Genomic DNA, 20,751 nt, shown 5'->3' on the forward strand with positions numbered 1-20,751 from the left:
ATGTCAGCCCCAGGAGCCGGCGCGCACGGAGCGCGCCCGACCTCGATCGCCGAACTGCGCGCCGTCGCGCAGCCGCCCGAGGTGCGCGGCCGACGCAACGCCGAGCACTGGACGGCGTCCCTCTACCTGCGCAACCTGTCTCCGTACCTCACCTGGTTCCTGCTCAAGACCTCGATCTCGGCCAACGGCGTCACCGGGCTGATGATCCTCACCGGATGGGCGACGGCCGCAAGCCTGCTCATCCCGGGCATCGGCGGTGCGGCGCTCGCGCTCATCCTCGGTCAGTTGCAGATGCTCGTCGACTGCTGCGACGGCGAGGTGGCGCGCTGGCGCAACACGTCGTCTCCCGCGGGGATCTTCCTCGACAACGTCGGGCACTACTCCACGGAGACGCTGATCGCCATCGCGCTCGGCATCCGCGCCGCCGGATACCCGTTCGAAGCTCCGGCCGATTACCTCTGGACCAACCTGGGCACGCTCCTCGCCCTCATCATCGTGCTCAATAAGGCGCTCAACGACATGGTGCGCGTCGCCAGGGCGAACGCCGGGCTCGGCAAGCTGGCCGACACGCAGGCGGCGTATGCGCCCACCCACGGCGTGATCGCCCGTCTGCGCCGTGCCGCCCGCTTCGTCCCGTTCCACCGCCTGTACCACTCGGTGGAGCTGACGATCATGATCTTCGTGTTCTCGGTCGTCGGGCTGTTCATCGGCGACCAGCTGGCGAACCGCATCCTGCTGTCGGTGCTGGTGCCGCTCGCGCTGCTGGCGCTGATCGGGCACTTCGTGGCCATCATGTCGTCGAAGCGCGTCCGTGGCTGACCGGCAGGTCGCCGTCGTCGTGCTCACCCAGGGCACGCGACCGGAGGAGCTGCGCCGCGGCGTCGACTCGGTGCTGGCGCAGACGGGGGTGACCACCGACATCGTCGTGGTCGGCAACGGCTGGGATCCTGCGACCTCCGACCCCGCGCTGCCGGAGGGCGTCCGCACCCTGCACCTCCCGGAGAACCTGGGCATCCCGGCCGGACGCAACGCCGGCGTGCCGCTCGTAACCGGCGACATCCTGCTCTTCCTGGACGACGACGCGTGCATCCCGTCGCCCCAGTTCCTCAGCGACGCGATCGCCAAACTGGAGGCGGACCCGGGCATCGGGATGATCCAGCCGCGCATCGTCGACCCGTCCGGAACGATGTCGCCCCGGCGGTGGATCCCGCGCATCCGCAAGGGCGACCCGGCGCGCCCGAGCAACGTCTTCTCGGTGTGCGAGGCGGTCATCGTGCTGCCGCGTCGCGTGTTCGACGCCGCGGGCGGCTGGGCGGCCCCGTTCTTCTACGCGCACGAGGGCATCGACCTGGCCTGGAAGGTCTGGGACCAGGGCCTGCGCACCTGGTACGCGGGCGACCTGATCGCCAACCACCCGGCGGTGTCGCCCACCAGGCACGCGTACTACTACCGGCTCAACGCCCGCAACCGGGTGTGGCTGGCGCGCCGCAACCTCCCCGCCGTGCTGGCGCCGCTCTACGTGGGTTCGTGGACGGGCATCCAGCTGCTCCGCTGGTTCAGGAAGCCGGCGGTGCTGAAAGCGTGGTTCGGCGGCTGGCGCGAAGGCTGGCGCACCGACCCCGGTGAGCGCCGCCCGCTCCGCTGGCGCACGGTCTGGCGGATGACGCTGGCCGGCCGCCCGCCGATCGTCTGAGCGCTGCCCCAGCGCTGCGCGCGCTCAGTCGCCTGCGCGCTCGACTGGTGGCCCTTGCCCCGGCTCAGTCGTCGGCGCGCTCGTCGAGGGCGAGCGGGTCGGTGTCCTGTCCCTGTCCGTGCTCCAGCTCGGCCGGGGCGTCGGTCGCTGTCCGGCGGCGGGGGACAGCGCCTCGCAGCACCTTCCCGGCGCGGACGGCCGCACCACCGGCGCTTGCGCCCATCCTGCGCACGCCGTCGGTCGTCGCGGCGAGGGAGCGCCCGGCGATGCCCGGCTTCTTCTCGCCGATCGCGACCGGCCGGATGACCGGGTCGGTCGCCGCCGGGAAGACTTCGGGCGCGCGGCCGAAGGCCAGGCGGGAGTTCTGCACGACGCGCCTGCCCAGGATGTTGTTCCCCGCGCCACCGATGACGGCACCGACGCCGAACGGGATGGCGCGGCCGATGATGCCCGCCCCTCCGCGGATCGCGAATTGCCGGATGAACGCGCTCTTCAGCCTGTCCACCAGCGGCCCGACCATCATCGTCGGCAGGCTGGACGTGACCATCTCGCCCCAGTACGCGCTGCGCCCGGCACCGGATCCTGCGACCTGCCCGGCGAGCTGGCGCACGAGGTCCGAGCCCTCCTTGCCGAGCATCATCGTGAGCACGAGGGCGCGGGCGCGTTCCGGGTCGTCCACGGCGATGCCGTGCAGCTCGCTGAGCGACTGCGCGTAGAGGGCGGTCGCTTCCAGGAAGGCGGCCGTCTCGAGACCGGAGAGTGCGATGGTGACGCCGGTGCCGATCGCCGGGATGACGGCGGTGACACCGACCGCGGCTCCGCCGGTGGTCACGGCGGCCAGGTAGCGGCGTTCGAGGATGGCGGCGAGCTGCGCGGGGGTCGCATCCGGGTTCCTGCGCCGGATGCTCCGCAGGTGGGCCAGGACGGCCGGCCGGTGGATCGCGAGGAAACGGTCGAGCGTCGAGTTGAGCACGCGGGGCGTCTCGGCGCCGGACGGCGCGCCCCCGGTGACCGATACGAGCGGTTTCTGCTGTCTAGCCATCGCCTCCGAGTGTATGCGTACATTCTGCGAGGAACACGGGGGTTGACTCTCCCGTGTTCCTCGCGTGGGCGTCCCGGACTCAGAGCGGCCGGCGCGTGCGCCCGTGCCGTGACCGGAGATAGTCGGACGCGGGGAGCACGCTGTAGACCTCCGGCAGATGCTCACCGGTCAGATCGGTCGTGAGGGCGCCGACGTCGACTCCGAGCACGCTCGCGATGCGCAGGATGGTCACGAGACTCGGGTTGGCGACGCCGCGCTCGATCTTGCCGTAGTTGGTGACGTGCATCTGCGCGAGGTCGGCCACGTTCTCCTGGCTGAGACCGAGCTCGATGCGGACGCCGCGCACCCGACGGCCGAAGATCAGGGCGGCTGGGGACAGGGGTTCTGGGGACATAAACAATAAATACGGCGAGCGTGCGTCCGTGGCCAGAGCCGAAAGACCTCGGACTCTTTCGCCGTGTGCGTAAAAGATGTGAAATACATGCGATGCCCGGCGAGCCTAGAAGCTGACGTTCCAGAGGTATTCCGTGCCGTCCGGATGGAACCACCGGACGACGAGGATCGTGTCTCTGGCGACGTCGCGCCCGATCACCGTGGCGACCACCGACGCATCCGGGGCGATCGTGCTGGGCGAGCTCACGTGGAGCCGGGAGCGGCCGGAGATGCTGACGGTGACCCCGCTGAGCACATCCCGGCTGGTGTTCACCAGCCGGTAGAGCGGGGGAGCGCTGCGGTCGACCACCCACGGAACGGGGCGTGCGACGGCGTGCCCCGCTCCGGATGCCGGTGGCCGGCGCACCACGGGGACGCGGAGCGCGGACGGGCGCCGGAGGGCGGAGGGACGACGGGTCTCGGAGGGACGGTGGGCTTCATGGGGGCGGCGGATCATGGCTACAAACTAATGATGGCGTCTGACGCGGGAGCCGTCTGGTCGGGTGTTCGTGCCCTTTATGTGGACAACGTGCCGTAATTTAAATTGTGGAGGGATTGGCGGGGCTGTGGAAACCGCCGTTGACCGGGAGTTTCGGTCAGCTCCCGTAGTCGCGGTTGTAGAGCTCGAGCACGTCGTCGATGGAGCCGTCGAGCACCAGGGAGCCCTTGTCGAGGTAGAGGCCGCGTTCGCAGAAGCGGCGCAGGTCCTTCTCGTTGTGCGAGACGAAGAAGAGCGTCCTGCCGCCCGCGAGCAGCTCCTCGATGCGCCGGTAGCACTTCTCTCGGAAGCCCCTGTCTCCGACGGCGAGCACCTCGTCCACCAGGATGATCGGCTCTTCGAGCTGCGAGATCACGGAGAAGGCGATGCGCACCTTCATGCCGCTCGACAGGTGCTTGTACGGGGTGTCCACGAAGTCGCGGATCTCCGCGAAGTCGATGATGCTGTCGAACCGCTCGTCGATCTGCGAGCGCGACATCCCGTGCAGCCCGGCGGTCAGGTAGACGTTGTCGCGCACCGTGAGATCGTCGACGAACCCGCCGGTGATCTCGATCAGCGGCGCGACGCCGTCCTCGACCCGCACGAAGCCCTCGTCGGGCAGCATGACGCCGGCCACCAGCTTCAGCAGCGTGGACTTGCCCTGGCCGTTGCGGCCGACGACGCCGATGGCCTCGCCCTCGCCCACGCTGAAGCTGACGTTGCGGAGCGCCCAGAAGTCGTCGGGGCGGGTGCGCCGCTGCCGCGAGCTGAACAGGTCTTTGAACGAGCGCCGTCCTCCGCGGTTCCTGCGGAACCGCACGCCGAGGTCGGCCACGTCGATGATGGGTGCCGTCATCAGATCTCCTTCAGGACGGCGCGCTCGCTCCGCCGGAACACCAGGACGCCGACCACCAGCAGGATGAGCGACACCAGGGCGCTCATCAGCACGAGATACCAGTCCAGCTCCTTCGCGAAGAAGGTGGCCCTGTACAGGCTGAACAGACCGGTGAGCGGGTTGAACGCCGCCAGGTCTTTCAGGATGTGGATGTGTTCGAGATCGCGTGCGCTGTAGATGATCGGGGACGCGTAGAAGAGGAAGCGCAGGAACAGCTTGATCGCGCGCTCCAGGTCGCGGAAGAACACCACGAGCGGCGCGACGATCAGCCCGACGCCCACGGTCAGGATGACCTGGATCAGCACGGCGAGCGGGAACAGCAGGATGTCGACGCTGATCGTCGCCCCACCGATGATCGCGAAGAACGCGAGCACGGGGAGGGACAGCAGGAACTCGATGCCCTTGGATGCGACGATCCTGTTCACCCAGATCGAGCGCGGGATCATGGTCGACCGGATCAGCTTCGACTCGCGCAGGAAGGCCCTGGTGCTGTCCGAGACCGCGCCGTTGAACCACATCCAGGGCAGGAGGGCGGCGAGCAGGAAGACGATGTACGGGTCTTCCCCGACGTTGCGGTGGAAGATCTGGGTGAAGACGAGCCAGTAGATGCCGCTCATCACCAGGGGGTCGAGGATCGACCACAGGTAGCCGAGCACGCTGGTCGAGTACCGGACCCGCAGGTCGCGCTTGGTCAGCAACCAGAGGGAGTGCCGATAGCGGGCGAACTTCGTTCGCTGCGCAGGGCGCACGGCAGTGAATGTACTGGTCACGGAACCCATCGTATTGATCGAAGCTGCGTGCTCGTCACGCAGCCCACATGACTGTACGAAAATACAGCGACGACGCGTGAATTTCGTTTGCGCGGCGGACTACACGAAGAGGTTCGCGCGCTCCAGGTCTTCCTGGAAGTCGACCTCGACGGCGTACAGGTCGGAGATGTCGACAGGCTCGACGAGCATCCCGTCCTGCTCGATCGCGAGCTCGATGCCGCGCTCGAAGTAGTCCTGGTCGCCGACGCGCTGCAGTTGGCGCAGCAGGCCCGCCTTGTCTGCGCTGGAGATGTAGTTGATGCCGACGGCCTCGCCCAGACCGTTCTTGACGGTCTTCGACAGCTCCTGGATGTAGCCCTCTGCTCCGGTGGTGTACTTGACCTCCTCGTCGGCGACCGACGAGGTGTTGACGGTCACGAACGACTGGTCGCGGTTGACGGTGGCTGCTGCACGCACGAGGACGGCCGGGTCGAAGACCACGTCGCCGTTCATCCAGAGCACGCCGCCGTTGCCGGACGCCTGCAGGGCGCGCATGAGGCTCTTGGAGGTGTTGGTCTGGTCGTACTGCTCGTTGTAGACGAAGGAGGCGTCGGGGAACGCCTCGATGATGTGCTCGAGCTTGTAGCCGACGACGATCGTGACCTTGGCGTCCTTGCCGAAGGCAGCGTGGATGTTGTCGAACTGCTGCTGCATGATGGTGCGGCCGTCGCTGAGCTCGGTGAGAGGCTTCGGAAGGCTTCGTCCGAGACGGCTGCCCATGCCGGCTGCCAGAATCACTACCTGGGTCGTCACAATTGTCTCCTTGGGTTCCGTGCGGACGGGTGATGGTGACCGTCTGGCCGCCACGTCACCGAAGTCTGGTTGAGGGTTCGCCCAGGGTTCAGCCGCACTTACGCGTATCGACACCCCTTCATGCCTCCGCCAGAATACCGGCGCACCCATTCGAGGGGCAGGGGTTGACGGATGTCGTTGTTGGGTCGTTATGTACCTCACAGGACTTTCCTAGGCTGCGGGACCGCTCCAGATGGCTGGGTGGGGCTCCGAAGACCCGGGCGTCTTGGTACGTTAGCTGCGTGAGTTCCGAGCAAGCGCCATCCGACAGCACCGAGCCGATCACGGCGCGTACGCCGGGGACGCCGAGACGGAAGACCGCACAGAAGACATCGAGCGCTGGGGAGCGGACGGGGGACGAGATGGCCGCGAATGCAGGTGAGGGAGACGGTGTCTCCTCGCCGCCGACGAAGGCTGCGAAGCCCGCGGCGGTGAAACGCGCTCCGAGCGCGAAGACGGCGGCGGCAGCCGCTGGTTCGAGCACGCGCAGCGCATCGCCGCGCGCACCGCGCACCACGAAGCCGCGTGCGACGAAGGCGACCCTGCCGGTCGAGACGACCGCGACGATCGAGGTCGCCGCGCCCGCCGAAGTGGCTGCGCCTGGTGCGGTGGATGCGCCTGCTGCGGTGGATGCGCCCGCCGAGGTTGCCGTGCCCGCCGCGCCCGCCGCATCCAATGCTGCCAGCACGCAGACGAAGGCGGCGCCCACCTCCACCGAGAGCGTGCTCAGCGTCACAGGGCTCTACAAGCGCTTCGGCGACACGGTCGCCGTCGACGGCGTGTCGCTCGACGTGAAGGAGGGCTCCTTCTACGGCATCGTCGGGCCGAACGGCGCGGGAAAGACCACGACGCTCTCCATGATCACCGGGCTGCTCCGGCCGGACGCCGGACGGGTGCTCGTGCACGGCATCGACGCCTGGACGGACCCCGTCCGCGCCAAGCGCGCGATCGGCGTCCTCCCCGACAAGCTGCGGCTGTTCGACCGGCTCACCGGCGCCCAGCTGCTCCACTACTCCGGCACGCTGCGCGGACTGAGCGCCAAGACCGTGCGGTCGCGCTCCGCCGATCTCGCGACGGCGTTCGGCATCGAGGACGCCCTCGACCGCCTCGTCGCCGACTACTCGGCGGGCATGACCAAGAAGATCGCGCTGGCCGCTGCGATGATCCACTCGCCGCGCCTCCTCGTGCTCGACGAGCCGTTCGAGTCCGTCGACCCCGTGTCCGCGGCGAACGTCATCGAGATCCTGCAGCGCTATGCGGCGGCGGGCGGCACGGTGGTGCTGTCCAGTCACGGCATGGACCTCATCCAGCGGGTGTGCGACAGCGTCGCGATCATCGTGCAGGGCAAGGTGCTCGCGGCCGGGACCATCGACGAGGTGCGCGGTGAGCAGACCCTCGAGGAGCGGTTCGTCGAGCTGGCAGGCGGACGCAAGGCAGCGGAGGGCATGGAGTGGTTGCACAGTTTCTCGGACTGAAGCTGCGCCTCATGGGCAACGCCTTCCGGCGGAGCCCGTGGCAAGTCGTCGGCCTCTCGGTGGGGCTGGTCTACGGTTTCTTCGTCACCTTCGTGGTCGTCGGCAGCCTCATCGCCGCCCGCTTCGTCCCGGACGTCGCCCAGGTGCACCACGTGCTCGTGGTCGTCGGCTCGATCGTCGTGGCCGGGTTCTTCCTCCTTCCGCTGGTGTTCGGGGTCGACGACACGCTCGACCCGCGCGCGTTCTCGCTGTTCGGCATCCCGAACCGGCAGTTGTCGACCGGGCTGCTGCTCGCCGCGCTGATCGGCATCCCGTCCATCGTGCTGACCATCTGCGCCGTCGGGACGGTCGTCACCTGGTCGCGCGATCCCGGCACCACGCTGATCGCGATCGTGTCCGCCGCGCTGCTGGTGCTGACCTGCGTCCTGGCGAGCCGCGTCTCGACGTCGGTGGCGTCGTTCCTGCTCGCCACCCGCCGGTCGCGCGAGTTCGGCGGGGTCATCGGCATCCTGATCATCGTGCTGATCGCACCGGTGATCATCCTGCTGATGACCATCGACTGGGGACGCGACGGCCTCGGCGTGCTGTCCGGGTTCGCGGCCTGGCTCGGCTGGACGCCGCTCGGCGCCGTGTGGTCCGTGCCGGGAGAGGCCGCGGAGGGCGCGTGGGGCATCGCCGTGCTCAAGCTTCTGATCGCCGCGGCGACGGTCGGCCTGCTCTGGCTCGCCTGGACCTCGCTGGTCGCGAAGATGCTCGTCACCCCGCAGCGCGAGGCGCACGCCAAGGCGTATCACGGGCTCGGCTGGTTCGGCCGGCTGAAGGGCGGTCCGACGGCGGCCATCGCTGCCCGGTCGATGACCTACTGGGCACGCGACCCCCGCTACTGGATCTCGCTGGTGATGATCCCCGTCGTGCCCATCTTCGTGATCGTCGCTCTCACCCTCGCCGGCATCCCGGGCCACTACGTGTCTCTCGTGCCGCTGCCGCTGGTGTGCCTGTTCCTCGGCTGGACCATCCACAACGATGTCGCGTACGACAGCACCGCCATCTGGCTGCACGTCGTCTCCGGCACCCGCGGCATCGCCGACAGGGTGGGCAGGATGTTCCCGCCGATCCTGTTCGGCATCCCCGTCGTCATCATCGGGTCGATCATCACGGCCGCGGTGTACGGCGACTGGGCCGTGCTGCCCGCCGTCGGCGCGCTGAGCGGCGCCATCCTGCTGATCGGGCTCGGGCTGTCCAGCCTGTTCTCCGCGCTCTTCCCGTATCCGGCCACCAAGCCGGGCGACAGTGCGTTCGCGCAACCGCAGACCTCTGGCGCCTCTGCGGCGCTGGTGCAGGCCCTGAGCTTCTTCGCGATCCTGATCCTCGCGTCACCGATCATCGTGTTCCTCGTGCTGGGCCTGACGCTCAGCCCGTTCTGGCTGGGCATCGCCCCTGTGGCGGCCATCGTGCTCGGCTTCGGCGCCCTCTTCGGCGGCCTCTACCTCGGTGCGAAGGCCTTCGACCACCGCGGCCCGGAGCTCATGGCGTTCGCCAACCGCAACGACTGAGCCGATTGTGGCGCGACGCGTGGAACGTAGACTGGTGGGCATGTACGACGACAGCATTTCGGAACCCGGCGGCCTGCCGGACGGCGGAGGAACGGCGACGCTCGACCGCGAGCTCGAAGAGCTCCTGCAGAACGAGGCCATCGAACCCGGTGACCACGAGCGCTTCTCGCACTACGTCAAGAAGGAGCAGATCCTCGAGTCCGCCATGACGGGCAAGCCGGTCAAGGCGCTCTGCGGCAAGATGTGGACCCCGGGCCGCGACCCGCAGAAATTCCCGGTGTGCCCCAGCTGCAAAGAGATCTACGAGAAGCTGCGCGACGAGTAGCCGGCGCGCAGCCCGGGTGGATGCGGCGCAGCCGCTTTACACGTAGAGCGTCGGAAGCACGGGGTCGCCCCGCCCGACGCGGAACGCCTGGTCGGGAAGCTCCGCCATCGCGAGCGCCCTGTGCTCCCTGGCCGCGGCCGTCCCCGCTGCGCCCAGGTGCTCGCGGTGCACGACACCGTCGGTGATCAGCGGCACGAGCAGGTCGCGTCCCCGGTCGTCGACCGTCGCGCCCTTCTCGATCACGTGGATGGCCTCTGCCACCGCCACGCCCGTGTCGTCCAGCCGCCGCACCGGATGCTTGCGGCCGCCGACCGTGGCCTTGCCGTCGGACTTCTTGGCCACCGGGATCCACTCGCCTGTGCCGTCGTGCTCGCGGTGCGCGACCAGCTTGTAGACCATGCCGGACGCCGGATGTCCGGAGCCGGTGACCACGGAAGTGCCGACGCCGTACGAGTCGACGGGGGAGGCGGCGAGGGCCGCGATGGTGAACTCGTCGAGGTCGTTGGTGACCGTGATCTTCGTGTTCACGGCTCCGAGCCCGTCGAGCTGGTCGCGCACCCGGCGGACGAGGTTCGGCAGGTCGCCGGAGTCCAGGCGGACGGCGCCGAGCCCGGTGCCGGCGACGCGGACGGCGGTGTCGATCGCCTTCTCGACGTCGAACGTGTCGACCAGGAGCGTGGTGCCGGGGCCGAGCGCATCCACCTGGGCGCGGAAGGCGTCCTCCTCGCTGTCGTGCAGGAGGGTGAAGGCGTGCGCGGCCGTTCCCATCGTCGGCACGCCCCAGGCGCGGCCGGCCTCCAGGTTGGAGGTGGCGCTGAACCCGGCGATGAACGCGGCGCGCGCAGCGGCGACGGCGGCCCGCTCGTTGGCGCGCCGGGAGCCCATCTCGGCGACGGGGCGGCCGCCGGCTGCGGTGACCATCCTGGCCGCGGCGCTCGCGACGGCCGAGTCGTAGTTGAAGACGCTGAGGAGCAGGGTCTCCAGGATCACCCCCTCGGCGAACGGTGCGTCGACGACGAGGAACGGCGACCCGGGGAAGAACACCTCGCCCTCGCGGTAGCCGGAGATGGTGCCGCTGAACCGGTAGTCCGCGAGCCAGTCGATGGTCGCATCCCGCACCACGTTGTTGCTGCGCAGGTAGTCGAGCTCTTCGTCTCCGAACCGGAACTGCTCGATCAGTTCGAGCAGCCGTCCGGTTCCGGCCAGGATGCCGTAGCGGCGCCCGGCGGGCAGGCGGCGGGTGAACGCCTCGAACACGCACTCCCTGTCGTGCGTGCCGCTGAGCAGCGCGGCGTCGAGCATGGTGAGTTCGTAGCGGTCTGTCAGCAACGCGGAGGAGGCCATCACCCGTTCAGCCTAGCGAAGGCCGGGTGCGGCCGGGCCGCGGCAGCGCTCTCGTTGTAGGCTGGCTTCTTGTGACCGATGCACCGATTGGGATTTTCGACTCGGGCGTCGGCGGGCTCACCGTCGCACGCGCCGTCCGCGATCAGCTCCCGAACGAGTCCATCCTCTACGTGGGCGACACGCTGCACTCCCCGTACGGGCCGAAGCCGATCGCCGACGTGCGCCGCTTCTCGCTGGACGTGCTCGACTTCCTGGTCGACCAGGGCGTGAAGATGCTCGTGATCGCCTGCAACACGGCCTCGTCCGCCATGCTCCGGGATGCGCGGGAGCGCTACTCCGTGCCGGTCATCGAGGTCATCCAGCCGGCCGTGCGCCGCGCGGTCGCCGCCACCCGCAGCAACAGGGTGGGTGTGATCGGCACCGTCGGCACCATCAACTCCCGCGCGTACGAGGACGCCTTCGCCGCCGCCCCGTCTCTCGAACTGTTCACCCAGGCCTGCCCGCGCTTCGTGGAGTTCGTCGAGGCCGGTGTCACCAGCGGAGACGAGGTGCTGCAGGTGACCGCCGAATACCTGCAGCCGCTGCGCGACGCCGACGTGGACACGCTCGTGCTCGGTTGCACGCACTACCCGTTCCTCAAGGGCGCGATCTCCTACGTGATGGGGGAGGGCGTCTCGCTCGTATCGAGCGACACCGAGACGGCCAAGGACGTGTACCGCACCATCGTGGGCGGCGGGCTCGAACGCACCTCGCCGCTGCCTCCGACCATCCACTACGAGGCGACGGGGGCGGACACCGAGACGTTCCTGCGCCTCGCGCACCGGTTCATCGGTCCGCAGGTCGCCTCCGTCGACCTCGTGCAGACCGGCGTGATCGAGCTGCCGCGCCCGTGATCGACGCGCCGGCCGCAGCATCCAGAAACGCAGCACCCAGAAACGCTTCATCCAGCATCCCCGCATCCAGCATCACCGAGGAGAAACCGTGACTGACATCATCCGCGCCGACGGGCGCACCACCCACCAGCTGAGGCCGGTCACCATCGAGCGCGGCTGGAGCACGCAGGCCGAGGGCTCTGCGCTCATCTCGTTCGGCAACACCAAGGTGCTCTGCACCGCGTCGTTCACGAACGGCGTGCCGCGCTGGATGGCCGGCAAGGGCAAGGGCTGGGTGACCGCGGAGTACTCGATGCTGCCGCGCTCGACCAACAGCCGGATGGACCGCGAGTCCGTCAAGGGCAAGATCGGCGGCCGCACGCACGAGATCAGCAGGCTGATCGGCCGCAGTCTGCGCGCGGTGGTCGACATGAAGGCGCTCGGCGAGAACACCATCGTGCTCGACTGCGACGTGCTGCAGGCGGACGGCGGCACCCGCACCGCCGCGATCACCGGAGCGTACGTCGCCCTGGCCGACGCGCTGGAGTGGGGTCGGGAGCACCGCTTCATCGGCCAGAAGGCCACCCCGCTGATCGACTCGGTCTCTGCGGTCTCGGTCGGCATCATCGACGGGGAGCCGATGCTCGACCTGGCATACGTCGAGGACGTGCGCGCCGAGACGGACATGAACGTGGTCGTCACCGGCCGGGGCCTCTTCGTCGAGGTGCAGGGCACGGCGGAGGGCGCACCCTTCGACCGCCGCGAACTGGATGCGCTGCTCGACCTCGCCGTCGGCGGAGCGGCCGACCTCGCGCAGATCCAGACCGCAGCGCTGGCCGCGACGCCGGGCGGAGCGCAGGACTGATGGTCCGCGTCGTCCTCGCCACGCACAACCAGCACAAAGCTGCCGAGTTCCAGCAGATCCTCGGGGATGCGGTCCCCGGCCTCGAGATCGTGGCGTACGACGGCCCGGAGCCGGTCGAGGACGGCGTCACCTTCGAGCAGAACGCGCTGATCAAGGCGCGTGCGGCGACGGCGCACACCGGGCTGCCCGCGCTCGCGGACGACTCGGGCATCTGCGTGGATGCGATGGGCGGGGCACCGGGGATCTTCTCCGCCCGCTGGGCAGGCTCGCACGGCGACGCTGAGGCGAACCTGCGGCTGCTGCTCGACCAGCTCGCCGACTTGCCGATCGGCACGCGCGGCGCGCACTTCACGGCGACGCTCGCGCTCGTCACCCCGGACGGAGACGAGACGGTGGTGGAGGGCCAGTGGCCCGGCCGCATCGCGCGGACGGCACGCGGCACGAACGGCCACGGCTACGACCCGATCTTCGTGCCGGCCGGGCACGAGAGCACGGCCGCCGAGCTCGGGCCGGCGGTGAAGAACGCCGAGAGCCACCGCGCGCGGGCGTTCGCGGCGATGGTCCCCGCGCTGACCGCGCTGGTGGAGCGCTCGCGCTGAGCGCTTCGCAGGGAGCGCTCGGCAGTGAGAATGAGAACGGCACTCATTCCTATCTAGGCCGCTGATCTGGCGGGTCGCGCATCCACTGCATACCGTTGATGGTGATGAGACACAACCACGGGCATTCCGCCAATCGCAACCGGCTCCTGATCGCCATCGGGATCGTCGCGACCGTTCTGGTCGTCGAGGTGGTCGGCGCGTGGCTGAGCGGCTCGCTGGCGCTGCTCGCGGACGCCGGGCACATGCTCAGCGACCTGACCGGGCTGATCGTGGCTCTGCTGGCGACCATCGTCGCCGCGCGCCCGGCCAGCGACCGGCAGACGTTCGGCTACCGCAGGGCTGAGGTGTTCGGTGCGCTCATCAACGGGCTGATCCTCCTGGTGGTCGCCGTCGGTGTCACCATCGGAGCGATCGGCAGGCTGGTGGCGGGCGAGTCGGAGGTGCAGAGCATCCCGATGCTGATCGTCGCGGCCATCGGCCTGGTGGCGAACCTCGGCGCCCTGCTGCTGCTGCGCCCGGCCGCCGGACACTCGATCAACATGCGCGGCGCGTACCTGGAGGTGCTCGGCGACCTGATCGGGTCGGTGACGGTGATCGTCGCGGCCGTGGTCATCCTGGCCACCGGGTTCGTGCAGGCGGACGCCATCGCGTCGCTGCTGATCGCGGTGTTCATCGTGCCGCGCGCGTACCTGCTGCTGCGGGATGTGATGCGCGTGCTCAGCGAGGCGGCTCCCGCGGACACCGACGTGGCGGAGATCAGGGACCACATCCGGAAGACGCCCGGGGTGGTCGCGGTGCACGACGTGCACGTCTGGGCGATCACGTCGGGCGCTCCGGTGTTCACGGCGCACGTGGTGGTCGAGCCGTCGGTGTTCAGCTCCGGCAAGACGGGCGACCTGCTGGACGAACTCTCCGGATGCCTGTCGAAGCACTTCGACGTCGAGCACTCCACGTTCCAGCTGGAACCGGCGGAGCACGCCGCCCACGAGGACGAGTTCCACGCCTGACGGCTGCAGCCGTGACGCTGCTCGGTCAGGCGGTCAGGCGTCCGGGTATCAGGCGTCCGGCGTCGTCCGGGGCTCAGGCGCGCTGGTGGGCTCGCCGGCCTCGGCCGCCGCTGCCGCCTTCTTCTTCGCCTTGTGCAGCGACTGGAAGTAGTGGATGAGCGTGGGCACCAGCGTGATCAGCACGGCGCCGATCAGGATGATGTCGATGTAGCTGGAGACGAAGTCGGCGACGGGCGGGATGTAGCCGATGAGGAATCCGAAGTAGGTGAGCCCTGCACCCCAGATGAGCGCGCCGATGGCGTTGTAGAGCGAGTACTTCTTGTAGTTCATGTGCCCGACGCCGGCCGCGACGGGCGCGAAGGTGCGCACGATCGGCACGAAGCGGGCGACGATCACGGCGAGAGCGCCGAAGCGGTCGAAGAACGCGTTGGTGCGGCGCACGTTCTCCATGCTGAACAGACCGCTCTCCTTGCGCTCGAAGACCCGTGGCCCGAACTTGTGGCCGATCAGATAGCCGACCTCGCCTCCGAGGAATGCGCCGAACGCGATCACCAGGCAGACCCACCAGATGTCGACGCCGAACACCAGCGAGGTGTGCGTGAGCAGTCCGGAGATGACGAGGAGCGTGTCACCCGGCAGGAGGAACCCGACGAGCAGGCCCGTCTCCGCGAACACGATCGCGCCGACGACGACGAGCGCCCACGGACCGGCGGCGTCGATGATGGTGTGCGGGTCGAGCCACGGGATGAGTCCGGCGTGATGGATCAAGATTCTCCAGAGGGCGTTCGGTGCGGGATGCTGCCGAGTTTAGTGGCCGCCACCTGCGGAGACCATGCGAATGTGCACGCCGTGAGAAAAGATCATCCTGTGGTCTGACCCTGCGCCGTCCCCCGCTGGGAGACGTCCAGCGTCCGGTGTCTGCAACGGTCTCCGTCGTTCGAGTTCAAGCATCGCTACCTTGATGACAGTGTCTGGGCCGCCGGACACGGCTGAGGCCCATGGCTACCCTTGCAGGCATGAACCAGTCCAACACATTGTTGCAGGGTGAGCCACGACTCGGATGGCTTCATATTGATGGGCAACCACGTACGGCGTATATAGCCGCAGTGCTCCTTGACACAGGGGCATCGATTGAATTGACCCTCCTGCTCGATGACATCGAGGGTGACGACTACTACGAGCGGTGGTGGTCCGGCAATGTTCTTTACCTCGACGACCCTGACCGCACCAGACACAGTTATGAGCCGCCCCGGGTAATGGTCTTCCGAGATACGGCAGGCCAAGTGGTTTTGGTGGGCTGCCGGGCAACGAGTTATCAGAGCAACTCGTCGACCGGCCACGGGAAGATTGTGTGCAACTTCGCGGTGCTCGGTGGCAATCATTTCGGCTACGAAAAGGTCAACGGTTTGCGTACCGAATCGGACGCAATCACTGAGTGGACGGGTCTCAGTGCGATGGCGATCGAACGCCAATCGGACGAAAAGGGACGGACCCGGGCCGTGACGCTCTCCCTGTCGAGTCCACCGGATGTCTCGGTCTCGAAGCGCCTCAACGTTATTCTGCGTGTGACCTGGCGATCAGAGCGACCCAGAAACGGATTTGTGGCTCATCAGGCGGTTCAGCTGCAAACACACACGAGCGACGTAAGGCGATGGAACGAGCATCTCGACGTGCATGATGCTTTGCTCGAGCTCGTTTCGATCTCCGGGTGGAGGCCATTCGGATTCTCGCGTGTCGAAGTGCGGCTCGACGTCGACCAAGTGCGAGTCTCGCCGGACAAGCCTGCGGAGGCCCCGTGGCTACAGGTAGCCCATCATCGGCTCCAGAAGCAGTCGGTTCCGCTTGAACGTTCGAGATTTCTTTTCCCATACAGCGAGATTGGAGCTCGCGGAATCAGACGCTGGTTGAAGCTTCGATCGGAATACGATCGTGTCGTCGGTGCGCTGATGAGTATTCTTCGCTCCGAAGAACCGTGGAGCGTCTCAAGCGTGGTGCAAAGCGGCATTGCGCTTGAAGCTCTCGGGTATGCGATTGACGTCAACAAGAACGACGGCTCTCATCTCGATAGAAGAGGGCAAATGACCTTCAACACGTCGCTTCAAGTGGTATTGGACGACATGAAGGTGAAGCCATTTACCAACACCGACGAGTGGATTGCGCGGTCAAACGCCGCATACATGGGCGCTAAGCACGCGAACCGCGGCGAGTTTCCCGATTCGCTCGACATGGCGAATTCGCTTCGCGAGAATCTGCAAATCCTGCGCTTTTGGGTCGGCCTGGAGATTGGTGTGAAACCGTCGACCTTGGTCAGGGAATTGCAGTTAGATCCCTATCGCGGACCCTTCCGCCTCATGGATTGACTCGCGAATGACCCGTATCTCGCCGCTGCCAGGAAGAGTGGGTCGCTGATACCTGGGCTGGCTGGGAGACGTCCGCTGTCCGGTGCGGGAGAAGGGACTTGAACCCTCACGCTCGAAAGCACAGGAACCTAAATCCTGCGTGTCTGCCAATTTCACCACTCCCGCGGTGCGCTAGGCGCGGCTACGACAATAGCTCATGCACGCGCGGGGCGACCTCGGTGCCGTAGAGCTCGATGGCCTTCATCAGGTGGTCGTGGCCGAGGGTGCCGTTGCTGATCTTGAGGTCGAAGCGCTCGATGCCGAGGCCGTTGGCGATGTACGCGATCTTCTTCGCGACCGTCTCCGGCGAGCCGACGAACAGGGCGCCGTCCTCTCCTGCCTCGTGCTCGAACCGTGCACGCGTCGCGGGCGGCCAGCCGCGCTCGCGGCCGATCCTGTTGGTCATCGCCTCGTAGTGCGGCCAGAGCGTCTCCTTGGCCTCCTCGTCGGTGGCGGCGATGAAGCCGGGGGAGTGCACGCCGATCGGGAGGGTGGTGTCCCCGCCGAACTGTTCGAGCGCGTTGCGGTACAGCTCGGCCAGCGGCTTGAACCGCATCGGGCCTCCGCCGATGATCGCGAGCATCAGCGGCAGGCCGTAGTGGGCGGCGCGGACGACCGACTCGGGGCTTCCTCCCACGCCGATCCAGGTCTTCAGCAGGCCGTTCTCCAGGTGCGGGTACACCGACTGGCCGTCGAGGGATGCGCGGAGAGCGCCCGTCCAGGTCACCGGCTCCTGCTTGCGCACCTCGGTGAACAGATTCAGCTTCTCCTCGAACAGCTCCTCGTACTGGCCGAGGTCGTAGCCGAAGAGCGGGAACGACTCGATGAACGACCCTCTGCCGAGGATGACCTCCGCGCGGCCGCCGGAGACGCCGTCGAGCGTTGCGAAGCGCTGGAACACCCGCACGGGGTCGTCCGAGCTGAGCACGGTGACCGCCGAACCCAGGTGGATGCGCTCGGTCTGCCCGGCGATGGCGGCCAGCACCACCTCGGGCGCCGACACGGCGAAGTCTTTGCGGTGGTGCTCCCCGACGCCGATGAAGTCGAGGCCGACCTGGTCGGCGAGCACGCCCTCCGCCACCACGTTGCGCAGCACCTGCGCCTGGGGGAGCGGCTGGCCGTCCGCGTCGTTGGTGACGTCGCCGAACGTGTCGATCCCGAGTTCGAGCTTCGTGCTCATACTGTCCTCATCCCGTGTCGCAGGTGTATGCGTTTGCATACACCCCAACGCTGTTGCACCGAGACTATTCCGTCGAGTGTGCGAAGGGGGAGGAAGCTATTCGCTCGGCCGGGCGCGGCGCGGGACGTAGCGGGGGATGTACCGGGCGAGCATCGCGGCGCCGACGAAGCCGAGCACCCCGATCGCGCCGCTGGCGAAGGCGAGGGAGACCACGGCCGTCAGCAGGGACACCAGCAGCGGGGCCGCCGCCTGGCCGGCGTCTCCCGCGAACCGCCACGCGCCGAGGAACGGGGCAGGCTGATCCTTCGGGGCGAGGTCGGCACCGAGCGTCATGATGATGCCGGAGCCGATGCCGTTGGCGACAGAGAGGAAGAGCGAGACGCCGATGTACCAGGCGACGCGCGCATCCAGGTCGTGGGTGAAGGCGAGCGTGAGGAAGCCGAGCGCCAGGCCGAGCATCGACGGCAGGGCGCTCCACATCCGGCCGAAGCGGTCCATGATCTGCCCGCTCGCGTAGAACAGGGCGAAGTCGACCGCACCGGCGATGCCGATGATGAGCGCCGTGTTCGCCTCGCTCAGACCGATGCTGATGGCCCACAGCGGCATCAGCACGGTGCGGGCCGACCGGATGGCGCCGATTAGCGCGACGCCGGTGCCCATCCTGGCCAGCACGGCCCTGAACGACCAGATGGTGCGGAACAGGCCGTGCGTGCGCTCCTCCGCCTCCTCTTCCCCGGCGGTCAGCACCTCGCCGCCCTCGACCGCCGCGGCCGGGCTCGGCCCGAACATCTTCTCCGGGTCCGGCAGAACGATCAGCACGACCACCGAGCCGAGGCAGCTGACGATGAAGATCCAGAACACCGACTGCGTCGAGCCGGTGATGCTGATCACGAGCGAGGCGATCAGCGGTCCGACGAACCAGCCGCAGCGGAAGATGCCGCCGAGCGTCGACAGCGCCCTGGCGCGGTAGCGCTGCGGGACGTACGAGGTCATGAACGCGTGGCGCGCGAGGGCGAACACCGCCGTCGCCAGGCCGACCACGAAGATCCCGACCATGAGCACCCAGTAGTTGGGAGCGACCAGGCAGACGCCGACGCCGAGGATCGCGACGACGGCGGCGTAGATCATCGAGGCGCGCTCGCCGATCCGCGACACCACCCAGCCGCTCGGGATGTCCCCGGCCAGCTCGCCGAGCATCACCATCGAGGAGATGAAGCCCGCGATGGCCAGGCTCGCACCGAGATTGCCCGCCGCGATGGGGATGATCGGGATGATCGCGCCCTCGCCGATGGAGAACAGCAGCGTGGGGAGGAAGGCGGCGAGCGCCACGGACCGGAAAGAGAAGGGTCGCTCGTCGGAAGTCATTTCTTTAACACACTACAACTGGATGCGCGGGGCCCCGGCGGCCGGACCTCCCCGGTAGGCTGGTCGGCGACATGATTGAAATCGATCTTTCCCAGCAGATCGCCGAACTGCGCTCGACGTTCGCCGACATCCGTTCCGTGGTGAACGTGGACGCTCTCACCGCCGAGATCGCCTCGCTCAGCGAGCAGGCGGGTGCTCCCGACCTCTGGGACGACACCGAGAACGCCCAGAAGATCACCAGCGCGCTCAGCCACCGGCAGTCCGAGCTCGCCCGCATCACCTCGATCGAGCGCAGGCTCGACGACCTCGAAGTGCTCGTGGAGATGGCCAACGACGGCGAGGGCGACGAAGCCACCGCCGCCGAGGCGCGCACCGAGCTCGAGTCCCTGCAGAAGAGTCTCGGCGACCTCGAGGTGCAGACGCTCCTGAACGGCGAGTACGACCCGCGTCCCGCCGTCGTCACGATCCGCGCGGGCGCCGGTGGCGTCGACGCCGCCGACTTCGCCGAGATGCTGCTGCGCATGTACCTGCGCTGGGCCGAGCAGCACAAATACCCCGTGCAGGTCATGGACACCAGCTACGCGGAGGAGGCCGGCATCAAGTCGGCCACCTTCGAGGTGGACGCCCCGTACGCGTTCGGCACGCTGTCCGTCGAGGCGGGAACGCACCGCCTGGTCAGGATGAGCCCGTTCAACTCGGCGGGCAAGCGCCAGACCTCGTTCGCCGCGGTCGAGGTCATCCCGCTGATCGAGGAGACCGAGTCGATCGAGATCCCGGACAACGACATCCGGGTGGATGTGTTCCGGTCGTCCGGCCCGGGTGGCCAGTCCGTCAACACCACGGACTCGGCCGTCCGCATCACCCACCTCCCCACGGGAACGGTGGTCTCGATGCAGAACGAGAAGAGCCAGATCCAGAACCGCGCCGCCGCTATGCGCGTGCTGCAGAGCCGCCTGCTGCTGTTGCAGCGCGAGGCGGAGGCTGCGGCGAAGAAGGAACTCGCAGGAAACATCACCGCCAGCTGGGGCGACCAGATGCGCAGCTACGTGCTCGCGCCGTACCAGATGGTCAAAGACCTGCGCACCGACTACGAGGTCAACAACCCCGCCAACGTCTTCGACGGAGACCTCGACGGCTTCATCGCCGCGGGCATCCGGTGGCGTGCAGGCGCGAAGGCCGACGCGTGAGCGGCCAGCCGTCCGCGGTGATCGAGGTCGCCTCCGTCGTCGACGACGAGCTGGTGGATGCTGTCGTCACGCTGCTCCCGCAGCTCTCGTCCAGCGCGACCTTCGACAGGGCGCTCCTAGAGCGCGTCGTGGCGAGCGAGGCCGCGACCCTCTTCGTCGCACGCCTCGACGGCGCGATCGTCGGCATGGCGACGCTGGTCGCGTACGCCATCCCGACGGGCCTCCGCGGTCACATCGACGACGTGGTCGTCGACGAGAGCACCCGCGGCCGCGGTGTCGCCAGGAGCCTGCTCGAGGCGATGATCGCCCGCTCGGCCGAACTCGGCATCCGCACCCTCGACCTCACCTCCCGCCCGTCCAGGGTGGCGGCGATCAGGCTCTACGAGTCCGTCGGGTTCGTGCGCAGGGACACCAACACGTTCCGATTCGCCGGATAGCT

The 20,751-nt window shown here is 68.0% G+C and carries 22 protein-coding genes and 1 tRNA gene; 12 read left to right on the forward strand and 11 right to left on the reverse strand.

Annotated features, from left to right (window positions below; translation table 11 throughout):
* The gene (locus B7438_RS10265) at window positions 1-819 is read left to right on the forward strand and encodes a CDP-alcohol phosphatidyltransferase family protein (protein ID WP_085369459.1); all 819 of its coding nucleotides are present in this window, start codon (window positions 1-3) and stop codon (window positions 817-819) included.
* A complete protein-coding gene (locus B7438_RS10270; RefSeq protein ID WP_085369460.1) occupies window positions 812-1,693 on the forward strand; it encodes a glycosyltransferase family 2 protein in 882 nt (293 codons plus the stop codon). Before B7438_RS10265 ends, B7438_RS10270 begins: the two co-directional genes overlap by 8 nt.
* 64 nt (window positions 1,694-1,757) lie before the next feature.
* Here the strand turns inward: B7438_RS10270 and B7438_RS10275 are convergent, their stop codons facing one another.
* The 6 genes from B7438_RS10275 to B7438_RS10300 form a co-directional block, all read right to left on the reverse strand.
* Window positions 1,758-2,735: a hypothetical protein gene (locus B7438_RS10275; RefSeq protein ID WP_256921968.1), complete on the reverse strand. Its 978-nt coding sequence runs from the start codon at window positions 2,733-2,735 to the stop codon at window positions 1,758-1,760.
* A gap of 79 nt (window positions 2,736-2,814) precedes the next feature.
* Window positions 2,815-3,129, reverse strand: coding sequence for a helix-turn-helix domain-containing protein (locus B7438_RS10280; protein WP_085369461.1), 315 nt, complete (start codon window positions 3,127-3,129; stop codon window positions 2,815-2,817).
* Between the two features lie 105 nt (window positions 3,130-3,234).
* Window positions 3,235-3,624, reverse strand: a complete 390-nt coding sequence (locus B7438_RS20835) for a hypothetical protein (RefSeq protein WP_256921969.1) — start codon at window positions 3,622-3,624, stop codon at window positions 3,235-3,237.
* A 139-nt stretch (window positions 3,625-3,763) separates the two neighbouring features.
* A complete protein-coding gene (locus B7438_RS10290; RefSeq protein ID WP_085369462.1) occupies window positions 3,764-4,501 on the reverse strand; it encodes an ABC transporter ATP-binding protein in 738 nt (245 codons plus the stop codon).
* A complete protein-coding gene (locus B7438_RS10295; protein WP_373270193.1) occupies window positions 4,501-5,310 on the reverse strand; it encodes an ABC transporter permease in 810 nt (269 codons plus the stop codon). Before B7438_RS10295 ends, B7438_RS10290 begins: the two co-directional genes overlap by 1 nt.
* A gap of 99 nt (window positions 5,311-5,409) precedes the next feature.
* A complete protein-coding gene (locus tag B7438_RS10300; RefSeq protein ID WP_085369463.1) occupies window positions 5,410-6,102 on the reverse strand; it encodes an NTP transferase domain-containing protein in 693 nt (230 codons plus the stop codon).
* A gap of 401 nt (window positions 6,103-6,503) precedes the next feature.
* Here B7438_RS10300 and B7438_RS10305 point away from each other — a divergent pair, with 401 nt between their 5' ends.
* The 3 genes from B7438_RS10305 to B7438_RS10315 are packed head-to-tail and all read left to right on the forward strand — an operon-like array spanning window position 6,504 to window position 9,494.
* Window positions 6,504-7,616: an ABC transporter ATP-binding protein gene (locus B7438_RS10305; RefSeq protein WP_085369464.1), complete on the forward strand. Its 1,113-nt coding sequence runs from the start codon at window positions 6,504-6,506 to the stop codon at window positions 7,614-7,616.
* Window positions 7,592-9,169 (forward strand): hypothetical protein, encoded by a 1,578-nt coding sequence (locus tag B7438_RS10310; protein ID WP_256921970.1) that lies wholly within the window; start codon window positions 7,592-7,594, stop codon window positions 9,167-9,169. Before B7438_RS10305 ends, B7438_RS10310 begins: the two co-directional genes overlap by 25 nt.
* 40 nt (window positions 9,170-9,209) lie before the next feature.
* Window positions 9,210-9,494: a DUF3039 domain-containing protein gene (locus tag B7438_RS10315; protein WP_085369466.1), complete on the forward strand. Its 285-nt coding sequence runs from the start codon at window positions 9,210-9,212 to the stop codon at window positions 9,492-9,494.
* A 36-nt stretch (window positions 9,495-9,530) separates the two neighbouring features.
* Here B7438_RS10315 and B7438_RS10320 read toward each other — a convergent pair whose 3' ends face one another.
* Window positions 9,531-10,838 carry a nicotinate phosphoribosyltransferase gene (locus B7438_RS10320; protein ID WP_085369467.1) on the reverse strand — a complete coding sequence of 436 codons (1,308 nt, stop codon included), beginning with the start codon at window positions 10,836-10,838 and terminating at the stop codon, window positions 9,531-9,533.
* 71 nt (window positions 10,839-10,909) lie between these two features.
* Here B7438_RS10320 and murI point away from each other — a divergent pair, with 71 nt between their 5' ends.
* From murI to B7438_RS10340, 4 genes are all read left to right on the forward strand, one after another.
* Window positions 10,910-11,731: a glutamate racemase gene (gene murI, locus B7438_RS10325; RefSeq protein WP_085369468.1), complete on the forward strand. Its 822-nt coding sequence runs from the start codon at window positions 10,910-10,912 to the stop codon at window positions 11,729-11,731.
* Window positions 11,732-11,819: 88 nt separating this feature from the next.
* On the forward strand, window positions 11,820-12,575 hold the full coding sequence (gene rph / locus B7438_RS10330; RefSeq protein WP_085369469.1) for a ribonuclease PH: 756 nt from the start codon (window positions 11,820-11,822) through the stop codon (window positions 12,573-12,575).
* The gene (gene rdgB, locus B7438_RS10335; protein ID WP_085369470.1) at window positions 12,575-13,174 is read left to right on the forward strand and encodes an RdgB/HAM1 family non-canonical purine NTP pyrophosphatase; all 600 of its coding nucleotides are present in this window, start codon (window positions 12,575-12,577) and stop codon (window positions 13,172-13,174) included. The genes rph and rdgB overlap by 1 nt, the downstream gene beginning before the upstream one ends.
* 104 nt (window positions 13,175-13,278) lie before the next feature.
* Complete coding sequence (locus tag B7438_RS10340; protein ID WP_085369471.1) at window positions 13,279-14,181, forward strand: cation diffusion facilitator family transporter; 903 nt, start codon at window positions 13,279-13,281, stop codon at window positions 14,179-14,181.
* Between the two features lie 48 nt (window positions 14,182-14,229).
* Here B7438_RS10340 and B7438_RS10345 read toward each other — a convergent pair whose 3' ends face one another.
* The gene (locus B7438_RS10345) at window positions 14,230-14,949 is read right to left on the reverse strand and encodes a DedA family protein (protein ID WP_085369472.1); all 720 of its coding nucleotides are present in this window, start codon (window positions 14,947-14,949) and stop codon (window positions 14,230-14,232) included.
* Between the two features lie 248 nt (window positions 14,950-15,197).
* Between B7438_RS10345 and B7438_RS20230 the strand changes: the two genes are divergently transcribed.
* Window positions 15,198-16,541, forward strand: a complete 1,344-nt coding sequence (locus tag B7438_RS20230; RefSeq protein WP_143465767.1) for a hypothetical protein — start codon at window positions 15,198-15,200, stop codon at window positions 16,539-16,541.
* Between the two features lie 83 nt (window positions 16,542-16,624).
* On the opposite strand, the gene B7438_RS10355 is transcribed toward B7438_RS20230, so the two are convergent.
* From B7438_RS10355 to B7438_RS10365, 3 genes are all read right to left on the reverse strand, one after another.
* Window positions 16,625-16,706 (reverse strand) — tRNA-Leu (locus B7438_RS10355).
* 16 nt (window positions 16,707-16,722) lie between these two features.
* Complete coding sequence (locus B7438_RS10360) at window positions 16,723-17,760, reverse strand: LLM class flavin-dependent oxidoreductase (RefSeq protein ID WP_085369474.1); 1,038 nt, start codon at window positions 17,758-17,760, stop codon at window positions 16,723-16,725.
* Window positions 17,761-17,856: 96 nt separating this feature from the next.
* On the reverse strand, window positions 17,857-19,125 hold the full coding sequence (locus B7438_RS10365) for an MFS transporter (RefSeq protein ID WP_085369475.1): 1,269 nt from the start codon (window positions 19,123-19,125) through the stop codon (window positions 17,857-17,859).
* A 71-nt stretch (window positions 19,126-19,196) separates the two neighbouring features.
* Here B7438_RS10365 and prfB point away from each other — a divergent pair, with 71 nt between their 5' ends.
* Window positions 19,197-20,312, forward strand: a complete 1,116-nt coding sequence (gene prfB / locus B7438_RS10370) for a peptide chain release factor 2 (protein ID WP_085369476.1) — start codon at window positions 19,197-19,199, stop codon at window positions 20,310-20,312.
* A complete protein-coding gene (locus B7438_RS10375) occupies window positions 20,282-20,749 on the forward strand; it encodes a GNAT family N-acetyltransferase (RefSeq protein ID WP_256921972.1) in 468 nt (155 codons plus the stop codon). The genes prfB and B7438_RS10375 overlap by 31 nt, the downstream gene beginning before the upstream one ends.
* Window positions 20,750-20,751 lie beyond the last annotated feature (2 nt).

Source organism: Leifsonia sp. NCR5 (assembly GCF_002105485.1).
In the GTDB taxonomy this organism is placed as follows: domain Bacteria; phylum Actinomycetota; class Actinomycetes; order Actinomycetales; family Microbacteriaceae; genus Leifsonia.

Excerpts from the sequence above, each read along its gene's own strand:
- B7438_RS10265 (WP_085369459.1), top strand. The coding sequence starts at position 1 with ATGTCAGCCCCAGGAGCCGGCGCGCACGGAGCGCGCCCGACCTCGATC.
- B7438_RS10275 (WP_256921968.1), bottom strand. The coding sequence starts at position 2,735 with ATGGCTAGACAGCAGAAACCGCTCGTATCGGTCACCGGGGGCGCGCCG.
- B7438_RS10280 (WP_085369461.1), bottom strand. The coding sequence starts at position 3,129 with ATGTCCCCAGAACCCCTGTCCCCAGCCGCCCTGATCTTCGGCCGTCGG.
- B7438_RS20835 (WP_256921969.1), bottom strand. The coding sequence starts at position 3,624 with ATGATCCGCCGCCCCCATGAAGCCCACCGTCCCTCCGAGACCCGTCGT.
- B7438_RS10290 (WP_085369462.1), bottom strand. The coding sequence starts at position 4,501 with ATGACGGCACCCATCATCGACGTGGCCGACCTCGGCGTGCGGTTCCGC.
- B7438_RS10305 (WP_085369464.1), top strand. The coding sequence starts at position 6,504 with ATGGCCGCGAATGCAGGTGAGGGAGACGGTGTCTCCTCGCCGCCGACG.
- B7438_RS10315 (WP_085369466.1), top strand. The coding sequence starts at position 9,210 with ATGTACGACGACAGCATTTCGGAACCCGGCGGCCTGCCGGACGGCGGA.
- B7438_RS10320 (WP_085369467.1), bottom strand. The coding sequence starts at position 10,838 with ATGGCCTCCTCCGCGTTGCTGACAGACCGCTACGAACTCACCATGCTC.
- rdgB (WP_085369470.1), top strand. The coding sequence starts at position 12,575 with ATGGTCCGCGTCGTCCTCGCCACGCACAACCAGCACAAAGCTGCCGAG.
- B7438_RS10340 (WP_085369471.1), top strand. The coding sequence starts at position 13,279 with ATGAGACACAACCACGGGCATTCCGCCAATCGCAACCGGCTCCTGATC.
- B7438_RS20230 (WP_143465767.1), top strand. The coding sequence starts at position 15,198 with ATGAACCAGTCCAACACATTGTTGCAGGGTGAGCCACGACTCGGATGG.
- B7438_RS10360 (WP_085369474.1), bottom strand. The coding sequence starts at position 17,760 with ATGAGCACGAAGCTCGAACTCGGGATCGACACGTTCGGCGACGTCACC.
- B7438_RS10365 (WP_085369475.1), bottom strand. The coding sequence starts at position 19,125 with ATGACTTCCGACGAGCGACCCTTCTCTTTCCGGTCCGTGGCGCTCGCC.
- prfB (WP_085369476.1), top strand. The coding sequence starts at position 19,197 with ATGATTGAAATCGATCTTTCCCAGCAGATCGCCGAACTGCGCTCGACG.